The organism is Ensifer sp. Root142, assembly GCF_001426785.1.
GTDB classification, from domain to species: Bacteria; Pseudomonadota; Alphaproteobacteria; order Rhizobiales; family Rhizobiaceae; genus Ensifer; species Ensifer canadensis.
Genome location: NZ_LMFK01000012.1, coordinates 622,555 through 637,059, shown reverse-complemented (window position 1 = coordinate 637,059; position 14,505 = coordinate 622,555). Strand labels below are relative to the sequence as shown.

Sequence of the window (14,505 nt, the reverse complement as noted above, 5' to 3'; positions counted from 1 at the left end):
CGCTGTAGGCTCGTCGCACCGGTCGCGGCTCAAAGCCCGAAACGCGCCCACAATGCCCTTTCCTCTACTGCTTCGGCAAGACCCGCCATCGCAGAAGCCGCGATCGGTGCAGCGATATCGCCGGCAATCGATGCGCCGGTCTGGCGCCGCCCGAAAAGGCTGCGCGCCGGCTGGATCAGTTCGAGCCGCGCCTTCTCGCCATAGCGCTTCTTCACCTCGCCGCGCAGATCGCCGAGGCCGTCGATCAGACCCAGTTCCAATCCGCGCCGCCCAGTCCAGAAAAGCCCGGAAAAAACGTCGGGATGGTCGGCCAGCAGCTGTCCGCGGCGGGCCTTCACCATCTGGATGAAGGTGTCGTGGATATCGAGCTGCAGGCTCTTCAGGAACTCGATGTCGCGTTCTTTCTCTGGCTGGAACGGGTCGAGCATGACCTTGTTCTCGCCGGCGGTATAGACGCGCCGCTCGACACCGATCTTCTTCAACAGTTCCGGAAAGCCGAAGCCGCCGGAGACGACACCGATGGAACCGACGATCGACGTCGGATCGGCGATGATCTCGTCGCCGGCAAGCGCGATCATGTAACCGCCGGAAGCGGCCACGTCCTCGACGAAGACGAGCACGCGCTTCTTCTTTTCCTGGGCGAGATCGCGGATGCGCTGGTAGATCAGTCGCGACTGCACCGGCGAACCGCCGGGAGAGTTGATCGAAATCGCAACGGCCGGAGCCTCCTTCACCGCGAAGGCCTTCTCCAGCAGCGGCGCGACTGAGGCCAGATTGAGTGCCGGACGAAACTGGCCACCACCGGCCATGATTGCGCCGTGAAGCCGCACGACGGGGATGGCAATGCCATCCCGCCGAAAACGCCTCGGCATCAGCCTTTTGAAGAACCCGGCCATTTCAACTCCTGCAATACGAACACTTGTTCCTGCATGTATGCACTGGTCGTCCAAACGCAATGCCGGATACGGTAAATCAACGGCGCCGATAGGCAGCGCGTCCGTTGTTGAGATCGTCGACATCGCCGGCAAAGCGATGGGCGCCCTCCTCGTGCACCATCAGCGGCGCTCGCAGCACCAGCCGCTTGCGGCTCTGCTTGATCGCGGTCACGAGGATGCGCACGGCATTCTCGCCGGTGCGCGGATGCAGCGGCGTAATCTCGATACCGCCGAAGCGGCGGCCACAGGCGGCAATGATATCCGCGATCGATTCCGGCCGGGCGATCAGCGACAATTGTCCGCCCGGCTTCATGATCGCACCCGCCGTCTTGATCCAGATCTCGAACAGGCCGTCGCTCATCGCATGCGCCTCTGCCTTGAGGCTGTCCGGCGTGCGGCGGTCGGAAGCATCGTTGAAAGGGGGGTTCATGATCACGTGATCGAAGGCATCGTCGGGCAAGCCGGCGGCACGGCGCGCCCTGCCGGTAAGCGCAACGTCCGCCTCGATCACCGACACCCGCTCGGCGAAACGCCCGTTTTCGGGAAGCGCGAGGCTTCGGCGTGCAAACGCCGCCATGGTCGGCGAACGCTCCACCAGCACGACCTCGGCCAGATCGAGCCGCGAGGCGACCGCCATGCCGGCCGCACCCGCTCCGGCGCCAAGGTCGGCCACACGGCAGGCGCGGTCAGAAGCAACCAGCGAAGCGAGCAACATCGCATCCATGCCGGAGCGATGTCCCTGCCCCAGCGGCTGCACGACATGGAACCTGCCGCGGTGGAATGCATCGACCGTCTCAGACTCGACAAGCGTCATAGGTCCTTCGCTCATGGCCGATCGTCACACATAGGCGCCGACGAACCGCTGATCATGCCCGCAACTCCGCTTCCAACCCCGCTTCGACGAGGATGCGGCGCGCGGCATCGGCATCGTCGTCCGGCACGAGGAAACGGCGCGGCAGCAGGCCCAGCGATCCCTCCAGAATGCTCATGCCCTGATCGGCGATCAGGCTGTTGATACCGGCGTCCTTCATCAAGCTCTCGGCAAAAGAGAGCAGAACGACGTCGTTGGTGCGGATCAATTCCTTCATCCAGCGGTTTTTCCTGTCCTATTTCAGCAAGCGGGACAATTCGCCTCTTGCCGCACGTGCCCCCCCTTCCTATTGTCGAAAGCGACAATGAAAACAGGAGTCCCGGTGTTGGGCGTAGTGATACCGCTGGAAGACAGCAAAAACAAACTGGCGTCCGTGAAACCGCTCGTTGACTTGACGTCTCCCGACATGGAACGCGTCAACCAGCTCATCCTGTCGAGGGCCGGGTCCGACGTCCAGATGATTCCTGAGGTCGCCAACCACCTGATTTCCTCCGGTGGAAAGCGCCTGCGACCGATGCTGACGCTCGCCTCCGCCGCGATGTTCGGTTACGAGGGCGACGCTCACGTCAAGCTCGCCACCAGCGTCGAGTTCATGCATACGGCAACGCTGCTGCATGACGATGTCGTGGACGAAAGCGACCTGCGCCGCGGCAAATCCACCGCTCGGACGATCTGGGGCAACCAGGCAAGCGTGCTCGTCGGCGACTTCCTGCTCGGCCAGGCCTTCCGCATGATGGTCGATGTCGGCTCGCTCGATGCGCTCGACGTGCTGTCGACCGCTGCGTCGGTGATCGCCGAGGGCGAGGTGCTGCAGCTTTCCGTCGCCAAGAACATGGAGACGACCGAGGACGACTATCTCCAGGTCATCCGCGCCAAGACCGCAGCGCTGTTCGCCGCGGCCGCAGAAGTCGGGCCGATCGTCGCCCAGACCAGCAAATCCGACCGCAATGCGCTCAAATCCTACGGCATGAATCTCGGCCTCGCCTTCCAGCTCGTCGACGACGTGCTCGACTATGGCGGTTCTGCCAGCGATCTCGGCAAGAATGTCGGCGACGATTTCCGCGAAGGCAAGATCACCCTTCCGGTGATCCTGTCCTATCGTCGCGGCACACCGGAGGACCGCGCCTTCTGGCGTCAGGCGATCGAAGGCGGCGACAGCAGCGATGCCAACCTTGAAAAGGCGCTCGGCCTGATCAAGCGATATGGGGGCTTAAGCGATACCATCGCCCGTGCCCAGCACTATGGCACGATCGCGCGCGATGCCTTGGCACCGCTCCCGGTTTCGCCGTGGAAATCGGCGCTGGTCGAGGTCATCGACTTCTGCATCGACCGGGTCAGCTGACGCGCGCGCCCGGCCGAACCTGGACATCCAAGAGGAATTTCTTGCCGCGTTGCGCCAAAAAAGCCATTCTGTTCCTCAAGAGTTGTGCCAGGCAACACGTGGCTGATTCCAAAACAACCCTCAGTCGTGCGCAAGGCCGAGAGATCGGCAATGAAAGGTTTGACATGCGGCAAAAGACGATCCTCCGCCTTCTCAGCGGCGCTGCACTGATGGCTCTTGCCTCGGTCAGCGGCAGCTACCAGGCTTTCGCCGAGGAAAAGGCCGCCGTCGAAGAGACCGAGCCTTTCGACATCACGTCCGTCAACACCTTTGCAGGTGCGTTCCTGGCTGCCCGCACGGCCGACACGGACCGTGACTTTGCCGCAGCCAACGAGCTTTACCGCATCGCCCTGCAGTTCGAGCCGAACAACAACGAAGTCAAGCAGCGGCTGATGATCACCCTGCTGATGGCCGGCAAGTTCGACGATGGCGCCAAGATCGCCGAGCAGTTGAAATCCGATCCCGCTGTCGAGCGCATCACCACCGTCATCCGTGCGATCGAGGCGATCCGCAAGCGCGAATACCGCAACGCGCAGAAGCTCTTGAACTATGAGGGCCCGAACGACCTCGACCGGCTGATGAACGGCCTGCTTTCGGCCTGGGCCAAATTCGGCCAGGGCAAGCCCAAAGAGGCGCTGGCGCAGGTCAACGGTCTCGAAGGACCGGACTGGTTCCGCGTATTCAAGAATTATCATGCCGGCGCGATCGCCATCGCTTCCGGTGACAAGGCCACCGCTCGCGCCAAGCTCAACGACGCGATCCTCGATCGCGAAGGCGGCAGTGCTGCGCCTGACACGTTCATGCGGGCGGTCGAGGCATTGGCGCGCTTCGAGGCGCGCGAAGGCAACAAACAGAAGGCGCTCGACACGGTCGCCGTCGGCGAGAACATGGTCAACAACTACACCCCGCTCGAGGCACTTCGGAAAAACATCGAGACCGGCCTACCCCAGGAGCAGCAGGTTAAGAACGCATCGCAGGGTGCGGCAGCCGTGCTGTTTTCCATCGGCGGCGCGCTCAACCGTGAAGGCGCCGAAGACATCGTCTCGCTCTATCTGCAGACGGCGCGTCGTCTCGACCCTGACAGCGCCGACATTCTCGTGATGCTTGCCGGCATCGCCGAGAACCTGAAAAAGCCGAAGGAAGCGATCGAGCTTTACCAGAGCGTGCCCGAGGCTTCGCCGATGCGCCGCCTGTCCGAGCTGCAGCTTGGCCTCAGCCTTGCCAGCATCGGCAAGGTGGATGAAGCCAAGAAGCACTTGAAGGCGCTGATCGACGTCGACCCGAAGAATATCCGCAACTATCTCGCCTATGGCAGCGTGCTTTCCGATGCCAAGGACTACAAGGAGATGGGCGAGCTTTACGACCGCGCCGTCGACGCGATCGGCCCTGTGCCGAAGCGCAGCGACTGGACCGTGTTCTTCCAGCGCGGCATCGCCTATGAGCGCCAGAAACTCTGGGACAAGGCCGAGCCGAGCTTCCGCAAGGCCCTGGAACTCAACCCGGATCAGCCGCAGGTGCTGAATTATCTCGGCTATTCCTGGGTCGACATGAACATCAATCTGGAACAAGGGCTCGACATGATCCGCAAGGCGGTCGAGTTGAAGCCGGACGACGGCTACATCGTCGATTCGCTCGGCTGGGCCTATTTCCGCATGAACCGCTTCGACGATGCGGTGGTCGAGCTTGAAAAGGCAGCCGAGCTGATGGCCGGCGACCCGACCATCAACGACCATCTCGGCGATGCCTATTGGCGCGTCGGCCGCAAGCTGGAAGCCGTGTTCCAATGGACCCAGACGCTTGAGCTGAAGCCCGAAGAGGAAGAGATCCCGAAGATCAAGGCCAAGATCGAAAACGGCCTGCCGGCGCTTAAGGAAGTGGTTCCGGCCTCTGCCGACGCCAAGGAAACAGCGCCGAAGAAGGTCACCCCGGAGGCGCCTGCGCCGGACAAGAAGTCCTGATCACAGCATGCTTCAAGGCGAGATTGCGGGCTTCGCGCTGACACGGGCGGCGCCCGCCAAGATCAACCTGGCACTGCATGTCGTCGGCCAACGGGCCGACGGCCACCATCTTCTCGAAAGTCTCGTCACCTTTGCCGATCGCGGCGACCGGATCGGCCTGACTCCGTCGGAGCAGGACCGTTTCACTCTGTCCGGGCCATTCGCCGCCGAATTGTCGACGACGGGTGACGACCAGGATGGCAATCTCGTGCTCAAGGCGCGGGACCTGCTGCGCCAGGCTCTGGCATCGCAGGGCGTCGACACCGGCCCGGTCCACATTCATCTCGAAAAGAACCTGCCCATCGCCTCGGGCATCGGCGGCGGGTCCGCCGATGCGGCCGCAACGCTTCGCGGCCTTCTCGACCTCTGGAAGACCGGCATCGAACCGGCGTTGCTCGCCGCCTTGGCGCTGAAACTCGGCGCCGACGTGCCAATGTGCCTAGACGGCAGGTCGCTTATTGCCAGTGGCATCGGCGAAGAGATCACCCCTGCCATTGAGCTTCCCTCCTTCCCGATCGTGCTGGTCAATCCTCTGGTCGCGGTCTCGACGCCGGTGATCTTCCGGACGCTGGAAAAGAAGAACAACCCACCGCTTGTGATCCCGGATGGCCTCGGCTCCCCTGCGGCCTGGCTTTCGGCCATGGCGGCGATGCGCAACGACCTGGAGCCGCCGGCGCGCCGGCTGCAGCCGGTAATCGCCGACGTCTCCGGCGCGCTGGCAACAACCGGAGCCGCGCTGGTGCGGATGTCCGGTTCAGGCGCCACCTGCTTCGGCCTGTTCGACAGCGACGAAAGCGCGCAGCGCGCCGCCTACACTCTTTCTGCCGCCCATCCTGAATGGTACGTTCTCGCCGGCAGAACCGTGGGCAGAGGGAAATAGAATGGCCGGGATCAATGACAATCGCCCTTTCGTCCCCGTCGGCATCGCCATACTGACAGTGTCCGACACGCGCACGCTGGCCGACGACAAATCCGGCGACACGCTTGAGGCGCGGGTGCGCGACGCCGGTCATCGTCTGGAGGCACGCGCAATCGTGCCGGACGATCGGCAAAGGATCCGCGATCAGGTGGAGGCCTGGACGCTCGACGAGACAATCGACGTGGTGATCACCACCGGCGGAACAGGCTTCACCGGCCGCGACGTCACGCCGGAGGCGCTCGAACCGCTGTTCGAGAAACGCATGGATGGCTTCTCCGAAGTTTTTCACCGGATTTCCTACGAGAAGATCGGCACCTCGACGATTCAGTCGCGCGCGACAGGCGGTGTCGCCAACGCCACCTTCATCTTCGTCCTGCCGGGGTCCCCCGGGGCCTGCAAGGATGCCTGGGACGGCATTCTCAAGCAACAACTCGACTACCGGCACATGCCGTGCAACTTCGTCGAGATCATGCCGCGGCTCGACGAGCATCTGAAACGGGGCTGACGCCTCAATCGGCGACCCAATTGTGCCGCGAGACAAGCCTGTTCCCTGGGGAACTGCGAAACCCGCAACCGCCTGCTACAGCTTCCAACGTCAGCTCGCATTGAGGGATCGCAACGAGATCCGAGCAAATCCTTCGACCGGAGCAAAGACGGCCCATCGCCGATGTCCCCCCAAGCGATGGGAACAAAAACATACGACGCGCGGCTCGCCCGGTCGCTCGGACAAGACTTTGCTAGCAAGGAAATTTGGTAGCCGCTTGGAGGTGCCGTCCGCAGGACAGGCACCTTTTTTGTTGGAGCGAATTTACTCTAGGCGCTCTGCCTGCTGTCAACGGCGACCCAGGCGGGGACAAGCTCCGTCGCAAGCTTTCGAACGGCGCGGATATTCGTCATTTCGCCCAGCGGCATCTTCCCGCGCGCGATCGCCAAGGCGTCGCGCTTGTGCACGAGGAAGCCCGCCTCCAGCGGCTTTACGCGCCGCGCGAGACGATGCAGCAACGGCTTGCGGTGCATTCGCGATGGCGAGAAACGGGCCGGCCCCTTGTGAAGCGACACATACTCGACGAGCTCATCCACCCAGCGCCCTATCGGCCGAGCACCGGGCTCAAGCAGCATCAGCCACTCGCCGCGCGCGGAGCGCACGATTTCGCCCAGATCCCAATCGACGCAGAAACGGCAGCCGGCGGCATCTGCCACGCGCACCGACCCGTCCTTCGAGCCATGATCGAGGATGATGACATCGCTGACCAAACCTTCGACGGCGCCTGCCACGAGCACGGACAGCGTCTGTGCCAGTTCCGCCTCGTTGTCACGTGTTTCCATGATGATCGTCAGCATAGCTGTTCCTACCGCATTGCAGCGTAAAATGCTACATCCGCGTGGCATGACCGCGCCCGCGATTTGTCCGATCGCCAAGTCATGCCGGTCGCTCTCGTTTCAGCACGCGCGATTTTTGTTCTTGAATTGTTCTTGTTTTCGCGATAGGAAAATAATCAGAACAAAACGGGATCAAACGGGTGATCCCTCGGAGATTCCGATGAAAGAGCTGTCTCAGATCAGGCAGGGTGCGCTTGCACCCGCCAACACGGCAGAGGTTGCCGAAGCATTGATGAGCGGGACCGGTCTCAGGATCGAGAATGACCGTCGCCGCGGGCGGGGTGCCGGACTGAACATGTCGGGCCGCTTTGAGCCGCAGGCGCGCGAGGTCTTCGACGACGGTTGGGAGAGCCTTGAGGACCTGCCTCCCTTCAAGACCGAGGTGCAGGTGGAAAAGCCGCGCTCGGTGATCAGCCGCAACGATTCTCCCGACATTTCCTTCGATCGCTCGATCAACCCTTATCGCGGCTGCGAGCATGGATGCATTTATTGTTTTGCCCGTCCGACACATGCCTATATGGGGCTTTCGGCCGGCCTCGATTTCGAGGCGAAGCTCTTTGCCAAGCCCGACGCCCCACGCCTGCTGGAGCGCGAGCTCGCCCGCACGGACTACAAGGTGAGGCCGATTGCGATCGGCACCAACACCGATCCCTACCAGCCGATTGAGAAGGAATGGCGGATCATGCGCCAGATCCTCGAAGTGCTGCAGGCCGCCAACCATCCTGTCATGATCGTGACGAAGTCGGCGATGGTGACGCGCGACATCGATCTGCTTGCACCGATGGCAGAAAAGGGACTTGCACGGGTCGGCATTTCGGTGACGACGCTCGACCGAAAGCTGGCGCGTACGATGGAGCCACGTGCTTCGACCCCTTCCAAACGACTGGAAGCGATGCGCGCCCTCACCGAAGCCGGCATTCCGACCGGCGTGCTGGTGTCGCCGATCATCCCGGCCCTCAACGATCATGAGATCGAACGGGTTTTGGAAGCCTCCCGATCGGCAGGAGCGCTGGAAGCGACCTATGTGCTGCTGCGCCTGCCGCTGGAGGTCAGCCCGCTCTTTCGCGACTGGCTGCTGCGGAACTATCCGGACCGCTATCGGCACGTCATGTCGCTTATCCGCTCGATGCGTGGCGGCAAGGATTATGACGCCGAGTTCGGCAAGCGCATGAAGGGCGCCGGTCCCTATGCCTGGCAGATCGGCCGCCGGTTTGAACTTGCGGCCAAACGCCTCGGTCTCAACCTCAATCGTCGACAGTTGCGCGACGACATTTTCGTGCCGCCACTCGGAACCGGCGTCCAGCTATCGCTGCTCTAGAGCATTTCCAGGAAAAGTGCGAAGCGGTTTTCCGTCAGGAAATGCGTAAAAACAAGGAGATAGAGCGTTCCGCGATTCCGTCTAAATCGGAACGCCCTAGCGGCAATCGGTATTGCGTATGTCGCTGGAGAAGTGGAGTTTTCGACCGCTCAGGTCAGGAATGCGAGGTGTGGCCTGAAGGCAAAATAACCTCAATGGTTGGCCGGAATGGGCAGGCATCGGTCTTGAGACGCCCGGTTCCCTGGATCGGCTGCGATTTGGGAAGCAGGTCACGGCGCAAGTTCATGCGAGCAGCGTCCCTCGCGCGTCATATCTGGCGCGCGGCGACAGAATTGAATTCCGGCGTCTCCTCCGTGCCTCATCAGGATGACGCTGGCATACCCCCCGGCTGCCGCCGCACTCAGATCGGGGGACTTGAAGAGAATCGGTCGATCATGCGAGTTTCGCCGCATGTCACATCGCAGATCGACCGATTCTCCCCTTTTCCCGGATATTATCCTTGCGCCCGATTTCAGCTTTGAACTGGCTGCCAGAAGGGACGGCGCCTGGCCGGTCGCTGGCGCCGACGAGGCCGGCCGAGGGCCGCTTGCCGGACCCGTCGTTGCCGCCGCGGTCATCCTCGACCCGGATGCCATCCCCGAAGGCCTGAACGACAGCAAAAAATTGAGCGCCGCTGAGCGCGAACGGCTGTTCGATGAGATCCTGGCAACCGCCACCGTTTCCATCGCCTCTTCCTCGGCCACCACGATCGATACCATCGATATCCGCAAGGCAAGCCTCGAGGCGATGCGACGGGCCGTCGACGGCCTGTCCCTGACCGCGCGTTTCGTGCTGGTCGATGGCCGCGATGTTCCGCCCGGTCTTGGCTGTCACGCCAAGGCGGTGGTCAAGGGCGACGCCCGCTCGCTCTCGATCGCCGCGGCATCGATCGTCGCCAAGGTGACGCGCGACCGGATGATGGAACGGGCCGATGTCGCTCACCCCGGCTACGGCTTTGCGGCTCATGCCGGCTACGCGACAGTGGTGCATCGCAAGGCAATCGATGCCAAGGGCCCCTGCCCGCTGCATCGCATGAGCTTCCGTCCGCTGCGCAAGGATTGACGTTCGGCATCGTTGAAACCTCGCCGTCTGGATCGACACAAACCGATGCCGATGGCGGCCCCCCCGGAAGGTGCGCTTGACGGCGCAGCGCGTCATAGACGGAGACAGACGAGCGGTGACGCGGCAGGCTTTGCTGTAGCCATGTCTCCGCCCCCTGCCGAGCCGCTCCGGTCACCGCATCTGCGGTAATCCGCCGCCCGCCCCTGACCATCGGCCGGCGTTCCGCGGGGTTTCCCCCCTTATCGAGCCCAAACAGGTTCCGGACGTCACGGAAGACATCCCGAACTGGCGCTCGCACGCATCACCCAAGGCTATCCCAAAAACAAAAAGCCCCGCACGTGGCGGGGCCTTTAAATCGTATCTTGCAGCCGAGGCTTAGTTCAGGCGCGACTTGACTTCGCCAAGTGCCTTCTTGAACAGCTCGCTCTGGGCGCCGGCGTCAGCCTTGGCAGCAACAATCTTTTCGGCAGCGCTGATGGCCAGATCGACGGCAGCCGAACGAACGGCGTTGATCGCGTCGCTTTCGGCCTGCTTGATCTTCTGTTCCGACAGCGCGGTCCGGCGGGTGACGAATTCTTCCGTCTTCTGCTTGGCTTCGGCGGTCAGCATTTCTGCTTCGCGCTGGGCAGCGGCAACGATACCGGCAGCTTCCGCTTCGGCATCCTTGCGCTTGCGCTGGTATTCGGCAACGAGGGCCTGGGCTTCTTCGCGCAGGCGCTTGGCTTCCGCCAGTTCGTTGCCGATCTTGTCGGCGCGTCCGTCGAGCGCCTTGCCGATCATGCCCGGAACCTTGAGGTAGGCAATCAGGACGAAGAACAGGATCAAGCCGACGAGGGCATAGAAGGTCGCATCAAGATGCATGGTTCAGTGCTCCTCAGTTAACGGCCGATGCCTTGACGGCAGCGACGATCTCAGCCTTGGTGACGGTGCCACCAATGAGCTGCTTGACGACGGCCGTTGCAGTTTCCTCGGCGATAGCGCCGACGTCTGCGAGTGCCTTGGCCTTGATGTCGGCGATGCGGTCTTCCGCAGCGGCGATCTTCTTGGAAAGATCGGCTTCGACAGCGTTGCGGTCGGCGACAGCCTTGGACTTGGCAGCTTCGCGCGCGCCGTCTGCAATCTGATGACCCTTGGCCTTGGCAGTTGCCAAATCCTGCTCATAGGATGCGATGGCAGCGTCAGCTTCGCCCTTCAGGCGCGACGCTTCGTCGAGATCCTGAGCGATGCGGTCGTGACGGGTTTCAAGAATTCCGCCGATGCGCGGAATGATGACCTTCGACATCAAGAGATAGAAGAGGCCAAACGTGATCGCGAGCCAGAGCAGCTGCGATGCGAAATGGGTCGAATCAAAGGGCGGGAACACGCCGGAGCCAGCCTCGCCTTCGTGGGCCACACCCGTTTCGGTGTGCACCTCACCGGCCGCAGCGGCATCGTGTGCTTCGGCGCCTTCAGTGGTGGTTGACTGCTGGGCATAGGCCGCGGTCACAAACATGCTCACCTCCAGGTGCACTCAAGAATATGCGCGGCCGCGACCCTTTGACAGGTCGCGGCCGAAACTCCAGCCGTTATTAGACGGCGAAGAGGAGGAGCAGGGCTACGAGCAGCGAGAAGATGCCCAGAGCTTCCGTAACGGCGAAGCCGAATACGAGGCGGCCGAACTGGCCGTCAGCAGCCGACGGGTTGCGCAGCGCGCCAGAGAGGTAGCTGCCGAAGATGTTGCCGAGGCCGAGAGCCGTGCCGGCCATACCGAGGCAAGCCAGACCTGCGCCGATGTACTTTGCTGCTTCCGCTTCCATGATTGAACTCCTTCGAATGGTGTTGCGGCTTAGGATTGCGCTTCCGACGGAGGACCGGCCGGAAGCAAGCGACTGTATTCCTTAGTGGCTTCCGGGATGGACAGCGTCGTTGAGGTACATGCAGGTCAGTACCGCGAAGACATAGGCCTGGAGGAAGCAGACGAGGAATTCAAGACCGGTGATAGCGACGGTCATGATGAGCGGCAGGATCGCACCACCGATGCCGAGCGCGCCAAGGGCGCTCAGGGAGGTGACGAAGCCAGCGAAAACCTTCAGCGTGATGTGGCCGGCCAACATGTTGGCGAAGAGACGGACCGAAAGGCTGATGGGACGGGAAAGGAACGAGATGATTTCGATCGACACGACCAGCGGCAACAGGATGCCCGGCACGCCGTGAGGCACGAAGAGCTTCAGGAAGCCGAAGCCATGCTTGTAGAAACCATAAAACAGCACCGTGCCGATGACGAACAGCGCCAAGGCGAAGGTGACGATGATCTGGCTGGTGATGGTGAAGAAGTAAGGGAACATGCCGAGCAGGTTCGCCGTCAGGATGAACATGAACAGCGAGAAAACCATCGGGAAGAACTTCATGCCGCCGCTGCCAGCGCCTTCGCGCAGCATCGAAGCGATGAATTCATAGGACATTTCCGAAACCGACTGCATGCGCGTCGGGATCAGCCCGCGCTGCGATGTGGTCAGATAAAGGAAACCGGCAGCGGCACCCACGGTCGCAACCATGAACAGCGACGCATTGGTGAAGGAAAAGTCAATTCCGCCAATTTCGATCGGGACAATCTTGTTGACCAGGAACTGGTGGGTCGGATCGTTTGACACCGCGCTTCTCTTTCGTTCTGCCCGCCTTTAGAGCGGATACCGTGTTTTCCGGGCGACGCCTCAGGCGTCATCTCCGTCCGTCTTGTCATTCCCAGAACTGCGCTTGACCGAGTCGAGTGTCGCCACCATCCCCGCCGAACGCAGTACATTCAACACACCGGCGCAAAAGCCAAGGAGCAGGAAAATGATCATGCCCCACGGCCCTGTACCCGCAAAGTGGTCCAAAAGATAGCCCAGAAACGCCCCAACCACGATGCCAGCGATGAACTCGCTGGAGAGCTTCATTGCCGCCGCATAGCCTTTGCGGCTTTCAGCGGCTCGGGCTTCAGCACCATCCGGCTCACTGGGTCGCTTGGACTCAATCTTTTCGCCGAGCTGCTTCAGCCTTGCTTCCAGACTTTCTTCGGGTTTCTCCGTCACGTGGCTCTCCCCTTGTTGTCCCACACGGTCACGACCATGATTTCGGCCACACAAAAGGCTGCTGTTCAAGCCACGTTTCAGCCCCATTTGAAGTCGCGCGCAACATAGTTTTAGGCTTCCGCATAGTCAAGGCGTGCAAAGCGCTTCGGCGTGGACAATATTTTTCAATGATTTCATCCACTTGATAGCATTCGACGCCATCATACTGACAGACAAGGCCGGGAATCGGCATATCGCGAGCCAGAATCTCCGGCCCGCGATCGGTGCTTGTGCGCAAGGGGTCGGCAGCTGAACTGGTCAGCTCCAGCCGCCGCCGTAGGTCCGGTAGAAGACGTGCAGGCCGATCTTGCCGACACGCTTCATCGTCTTTGCCCAGGCCGGGTTTACATAGGTTGCGTGATAATGTGTTGCTGAGCCGACTTCGGGCAGCCAGATCTTGCCGGCGGTGACCGCCATGGCAACTTCCTTTGCTTCCTTCCAGTGCGAGCGGGAATAGATCAAATCGCGGATCATGTCGCAGGCGAATGAGAACTGGCAGCGATTGCGCCATGCCTTGTTCTGATAGACGACGCCGCAGATCGTCTTCGGATAGGTCGGATTGCGCACCCGGTTGAGAATCACCTGTGCGACGGCCGCCTGGCCTTTCAGCGGTTCGCTGCGCGCTTCGAAGTAGATGCCTTCGGCGAGGCATGTCTGCTCTTCCTTGCTGAAGACGCCCGCCGGTAGCGGGGTCGCGGCCCAGGCGTGGTCCTCGGGAGAGATATCGGGAATGAAACGTCCGGCATTCTTGTCCTCGCGCAGGATCGAATCGAAGGGCGATTCACGCGCATAGTCCGGCTCGGGCCGGACATAGGCAGTCGCAAGAATGTCGGGCTTGTCGTTGGTGACAAGCTTGGCCAGCATCGGCGAGACGCCGGGATCCGTCTTCGGCGGCTTCTTCTTGTAGAAGGCCGTGGCGATCTCGATCTCCTTGCCTTTGATCTTCGGATTGGCGAAGACCATTTTTTCGGCGCCCTCGAAGCCGGGCTCCATCAGCGAACTCGTGCGCTGCAGGATCGAACCGGCGGTAAAATCCTTGGGTGGGGTGACAGGGGTGACGGCGACGATACGGCCCTTCTTGCCCTTGCGGTTGACGCGGTCTTCATCCGGCGTGCCGGCGTGCTTGCTTTCTGCGGTCAGAGCGACGCGGCTGCCATCGGGAAGATCGATACCGGCGCCGCCATCGAGCGCGCCCGTCGTGATCGGATCGGCAAAGACCATCTCGACTTCGTGGATCGATCCCGCTGGCGACGGCGTCATGTACATCCGCCAGCGCTCACCGCCACGATTGATACCGGACAGGAAGGTCGCAAGGTCGGAATAGGCCGCGACCGTGGGGAAACCGATATACACCGCAAGGCCAATGAGTGCCGGAGCCAGCCAGGCGGAGAAGTTAACACGAGATTCGCGACGCAGTTTGCTACTCTTACGCACCAACCGACTCCACGCAACGCTGATCGAAGGCACGGCTCTGCCCTCGCCGGCGATGAGCCAGCGGACAGGTTCCGCGCAGG

Annotated in this window: 16 protein-coding genes; 6 read left to right on the top strand and 10 right to left on the bottom strand. The window is 61.8% G+C overall.

Annotated elements, in window-relative coordinates; genetic code table 11:
* Window positions 1-29: 29 nt before the first annotated feature.
* The 3 genes from ASD52_RS15565 to ASD52_RS15555 form a co-directional block, all read right to left on the bottom strand.
* Window positions 30-896, bottom strand: coding sequence for a S49 family peptidase (locus ASD52_RS15565; RefSeq protein WP_025426112.1), 867 nt, complete (start codon window positions 894-896; stop codon window positions 30-32).
* 76 nt (window positions 897-972) lie between these two features.
* Complete coding sequence (locus ASD52_RS15560) at window positions 973-1,749, bottom strand: methyltransferase (protein ID WP_025426111.1); 777 nt, start codon at window positions 1,747-1,749, stop codon at window positions 973-975.
* Between the two features lie 52 nt (window positions 1,750-1,801).
* Complete coding sequence (locus ASD52_RS15555; RefSeq protein WP_025426110.1) at window positions 1,802-2,023, bottom strand: DUF2007 domain-containing protein; 222 nt, start codon at window positions 2,021-2,023, stop codon at window positions 1,802-1,804.
* Between the two features lie 108 nt (window positions 2,024-2,131).
* Between ASD52_RS15555 and ASD52_RS15550 the strand changes: the two genes are divergently transcribed.
* From ASD52_RS15550 to moaB, 4 genes are all read left to right on the top strand, one after another.
* Window positions 2,132-3,148, top strand: a complete 1,017-nt coding sequence (locus tag ASD52_RS15550) for a polyprenyl synthetase family protein (RefSeq protein ID WP_025426109.1) — start codon at window positions 2,132-2,134, stop codon at window positions 3,146-3,148.
* A 164-nt stretch (window positions 3,149-3,312) separates the two neighbouring features.
* On the top strand, window positions 3,313-5,145 hold the full coding sequence (locus ASD52_RS15545) for a tetratricopeptide repeat protein (protein WP_025426108.1): 1,833 nt from the start codon (window positions 3,313-3,315) through the stop codon (window positions 5,143-5,145).
* A 7-nt stretch (window positions 5,146-5,152) separates the two neighbouring features.
* Window positions 5,153-6,064, top strand: coding sequence for a 4-(cytidine 5'-diphospho)-2-C-methyl-D-erythritol kinase (locus ASD52_RS15540; protein ID WP_025426107.1), 912 nt, complete (start codon window positions 5,153-5,155; stop codon window positions 6,062-6,064).
* 1 nt (window position 6,065) lies between these two features.
* The gene (gene moaB / locus ASD52_RS15535) at window positions 6,066-6,608 is read left to right on the top strand and encodes a molybdenum cofactor biosynthesis protein B (protein WP_025426106.1); all 543 of its coding nucleotides are present in this window, start codon (window positions 6,066-6,068) and stop codon (window positions 6,606-6,608) included.
* A 308-nt stretch (window positions 6,609-6,916) separates the two neighbouring features.
* Here the strand turns inward: moaB and ASD52_RS15530 are convergent, their stop codons facing one another.
* Window positions 6,917-7,444 carry a glycosyl transferase gene (locus ASD52_RS15530; RefSeq protein WP_025426105.1) on the bottom strand — a complete coding sequence of 176 codons (528 nt, stop codon included), beginning with the start codon at window positions 7,442-7,444 and terminating at the stop codon, window positions 6,917-6,919.
* 199 nt (window positions 7,445-7,643) lie between these two features.
* Between ASD52_RS15530 and ASD52_RS15525 the strand changes: the two genes are divergently transcribed.
* Window positions 7,644-8,801 carry a PA0069 family radical SAM protein gene (locus ASD52_RS15525; protein ID WP_025426104.1) on the top strand — a complete coding sequence of 386 codons (1,158 nt, stop codon included), beginning with the start codon at window positions 7,644-7,646 and terminating at the stop codon, window positions 8,799-8,801.
* A 450-nt stretch (window positions 8,802-9,251) separates the two neighbouring features.
* Complete coding sequence (locus ASD52_RS15520; protein WP_025426103.1) at window positions 9,252-9,902, top strand: ribonuclease HII; 651 nt, start codon at window positions 9,252-9,254, stop codon at window positions 9,900-9,902.
* Between the two features lie 375 nt (window positions 9,903-10,277).
* Here the strand turns inward: ASD52_RS15520 and ASD52_RS15515 are convergent, their stop codons facing one another.
* The 6 genes from ASD52_RS15515 to ASD52_RS15490 form a co-directional block, all read right to left on the bottom strand.
* The gene (locus tag ASD52_RS15515) at window positions 10,278-10,763 is read right to left on the bottom strand and encodes a F0F1 ATP synthase subunit B (protein WP_025426102.1); all 486 of its coding nucleotides are present in this window, start codon (window positions 10,761-10,763) and stop codon (window positions 10,278-10,280) included.
* Between the two features lie 13 nt (window positions 10,764-10,776).
* Window positions 10,777-11,394 (bottom strand): F0F1 ATP synthase subunit B, encoded by a 618-nt coding sequence (locus tag ASD52_RS15510; protein WP_025426101.1) that lies wholly within the window; start codon window positions 11,392-11,394, stop codon window positions 10,777-10,779.
* A gap of 76 nt (window positions 11,395-11,470) precedes the next feature.
* Complete coding sequence (locus ASD52_RS15505; protein WP_025426100.1) at window positions 11,471-11,698, bottom strand: F0F1 ATP synthase subunit C; 228 nt, start codon at window positions 11,696-11,698, stop codon at window positions 11,471-11,473.
* A gap of 81 nt (window positions 11,699-11,779) precedes the next feature.
* Entirely contained in the window at window positions 11,780-12,532 is a 753-nt protein-coding gene (locus tag ASD52_RS15500) for a F0F1 ATP synthase subunit A (RefSeq protein ID WP_025426099.1), read from the bottom strand.
* 60 nt (window positions 12,533-12,592) lie between these two features.
* The gene (locus ASD52_RS15495; RefSeq protein WP_025426098.1) at window positions 12,593-12,952 is read right to left on the bottom strand and encodes an AtpZ/AtpI family protein; all 360 of its coding nucleotides are present in this window, start codon (window positions 12,950-12,952) and stop codon (window positions 12,593-12,595) included.
* Between the two features lie 297 nt (window positions 12,953-13,249).
* Window positions 13,250-14,425 (bottom strand): cell wall hydrolase, encoded by a 1,176-nt coding sequence (locus ASD52_RS15490; protein WP_025426097.1) that lies wholly within the window; start codon window positions 14,423-14,425, stop codon window positions 13,250-13,252.
* Window positions 14,426-14,505 lie beyond the last annotated feature (80 nt).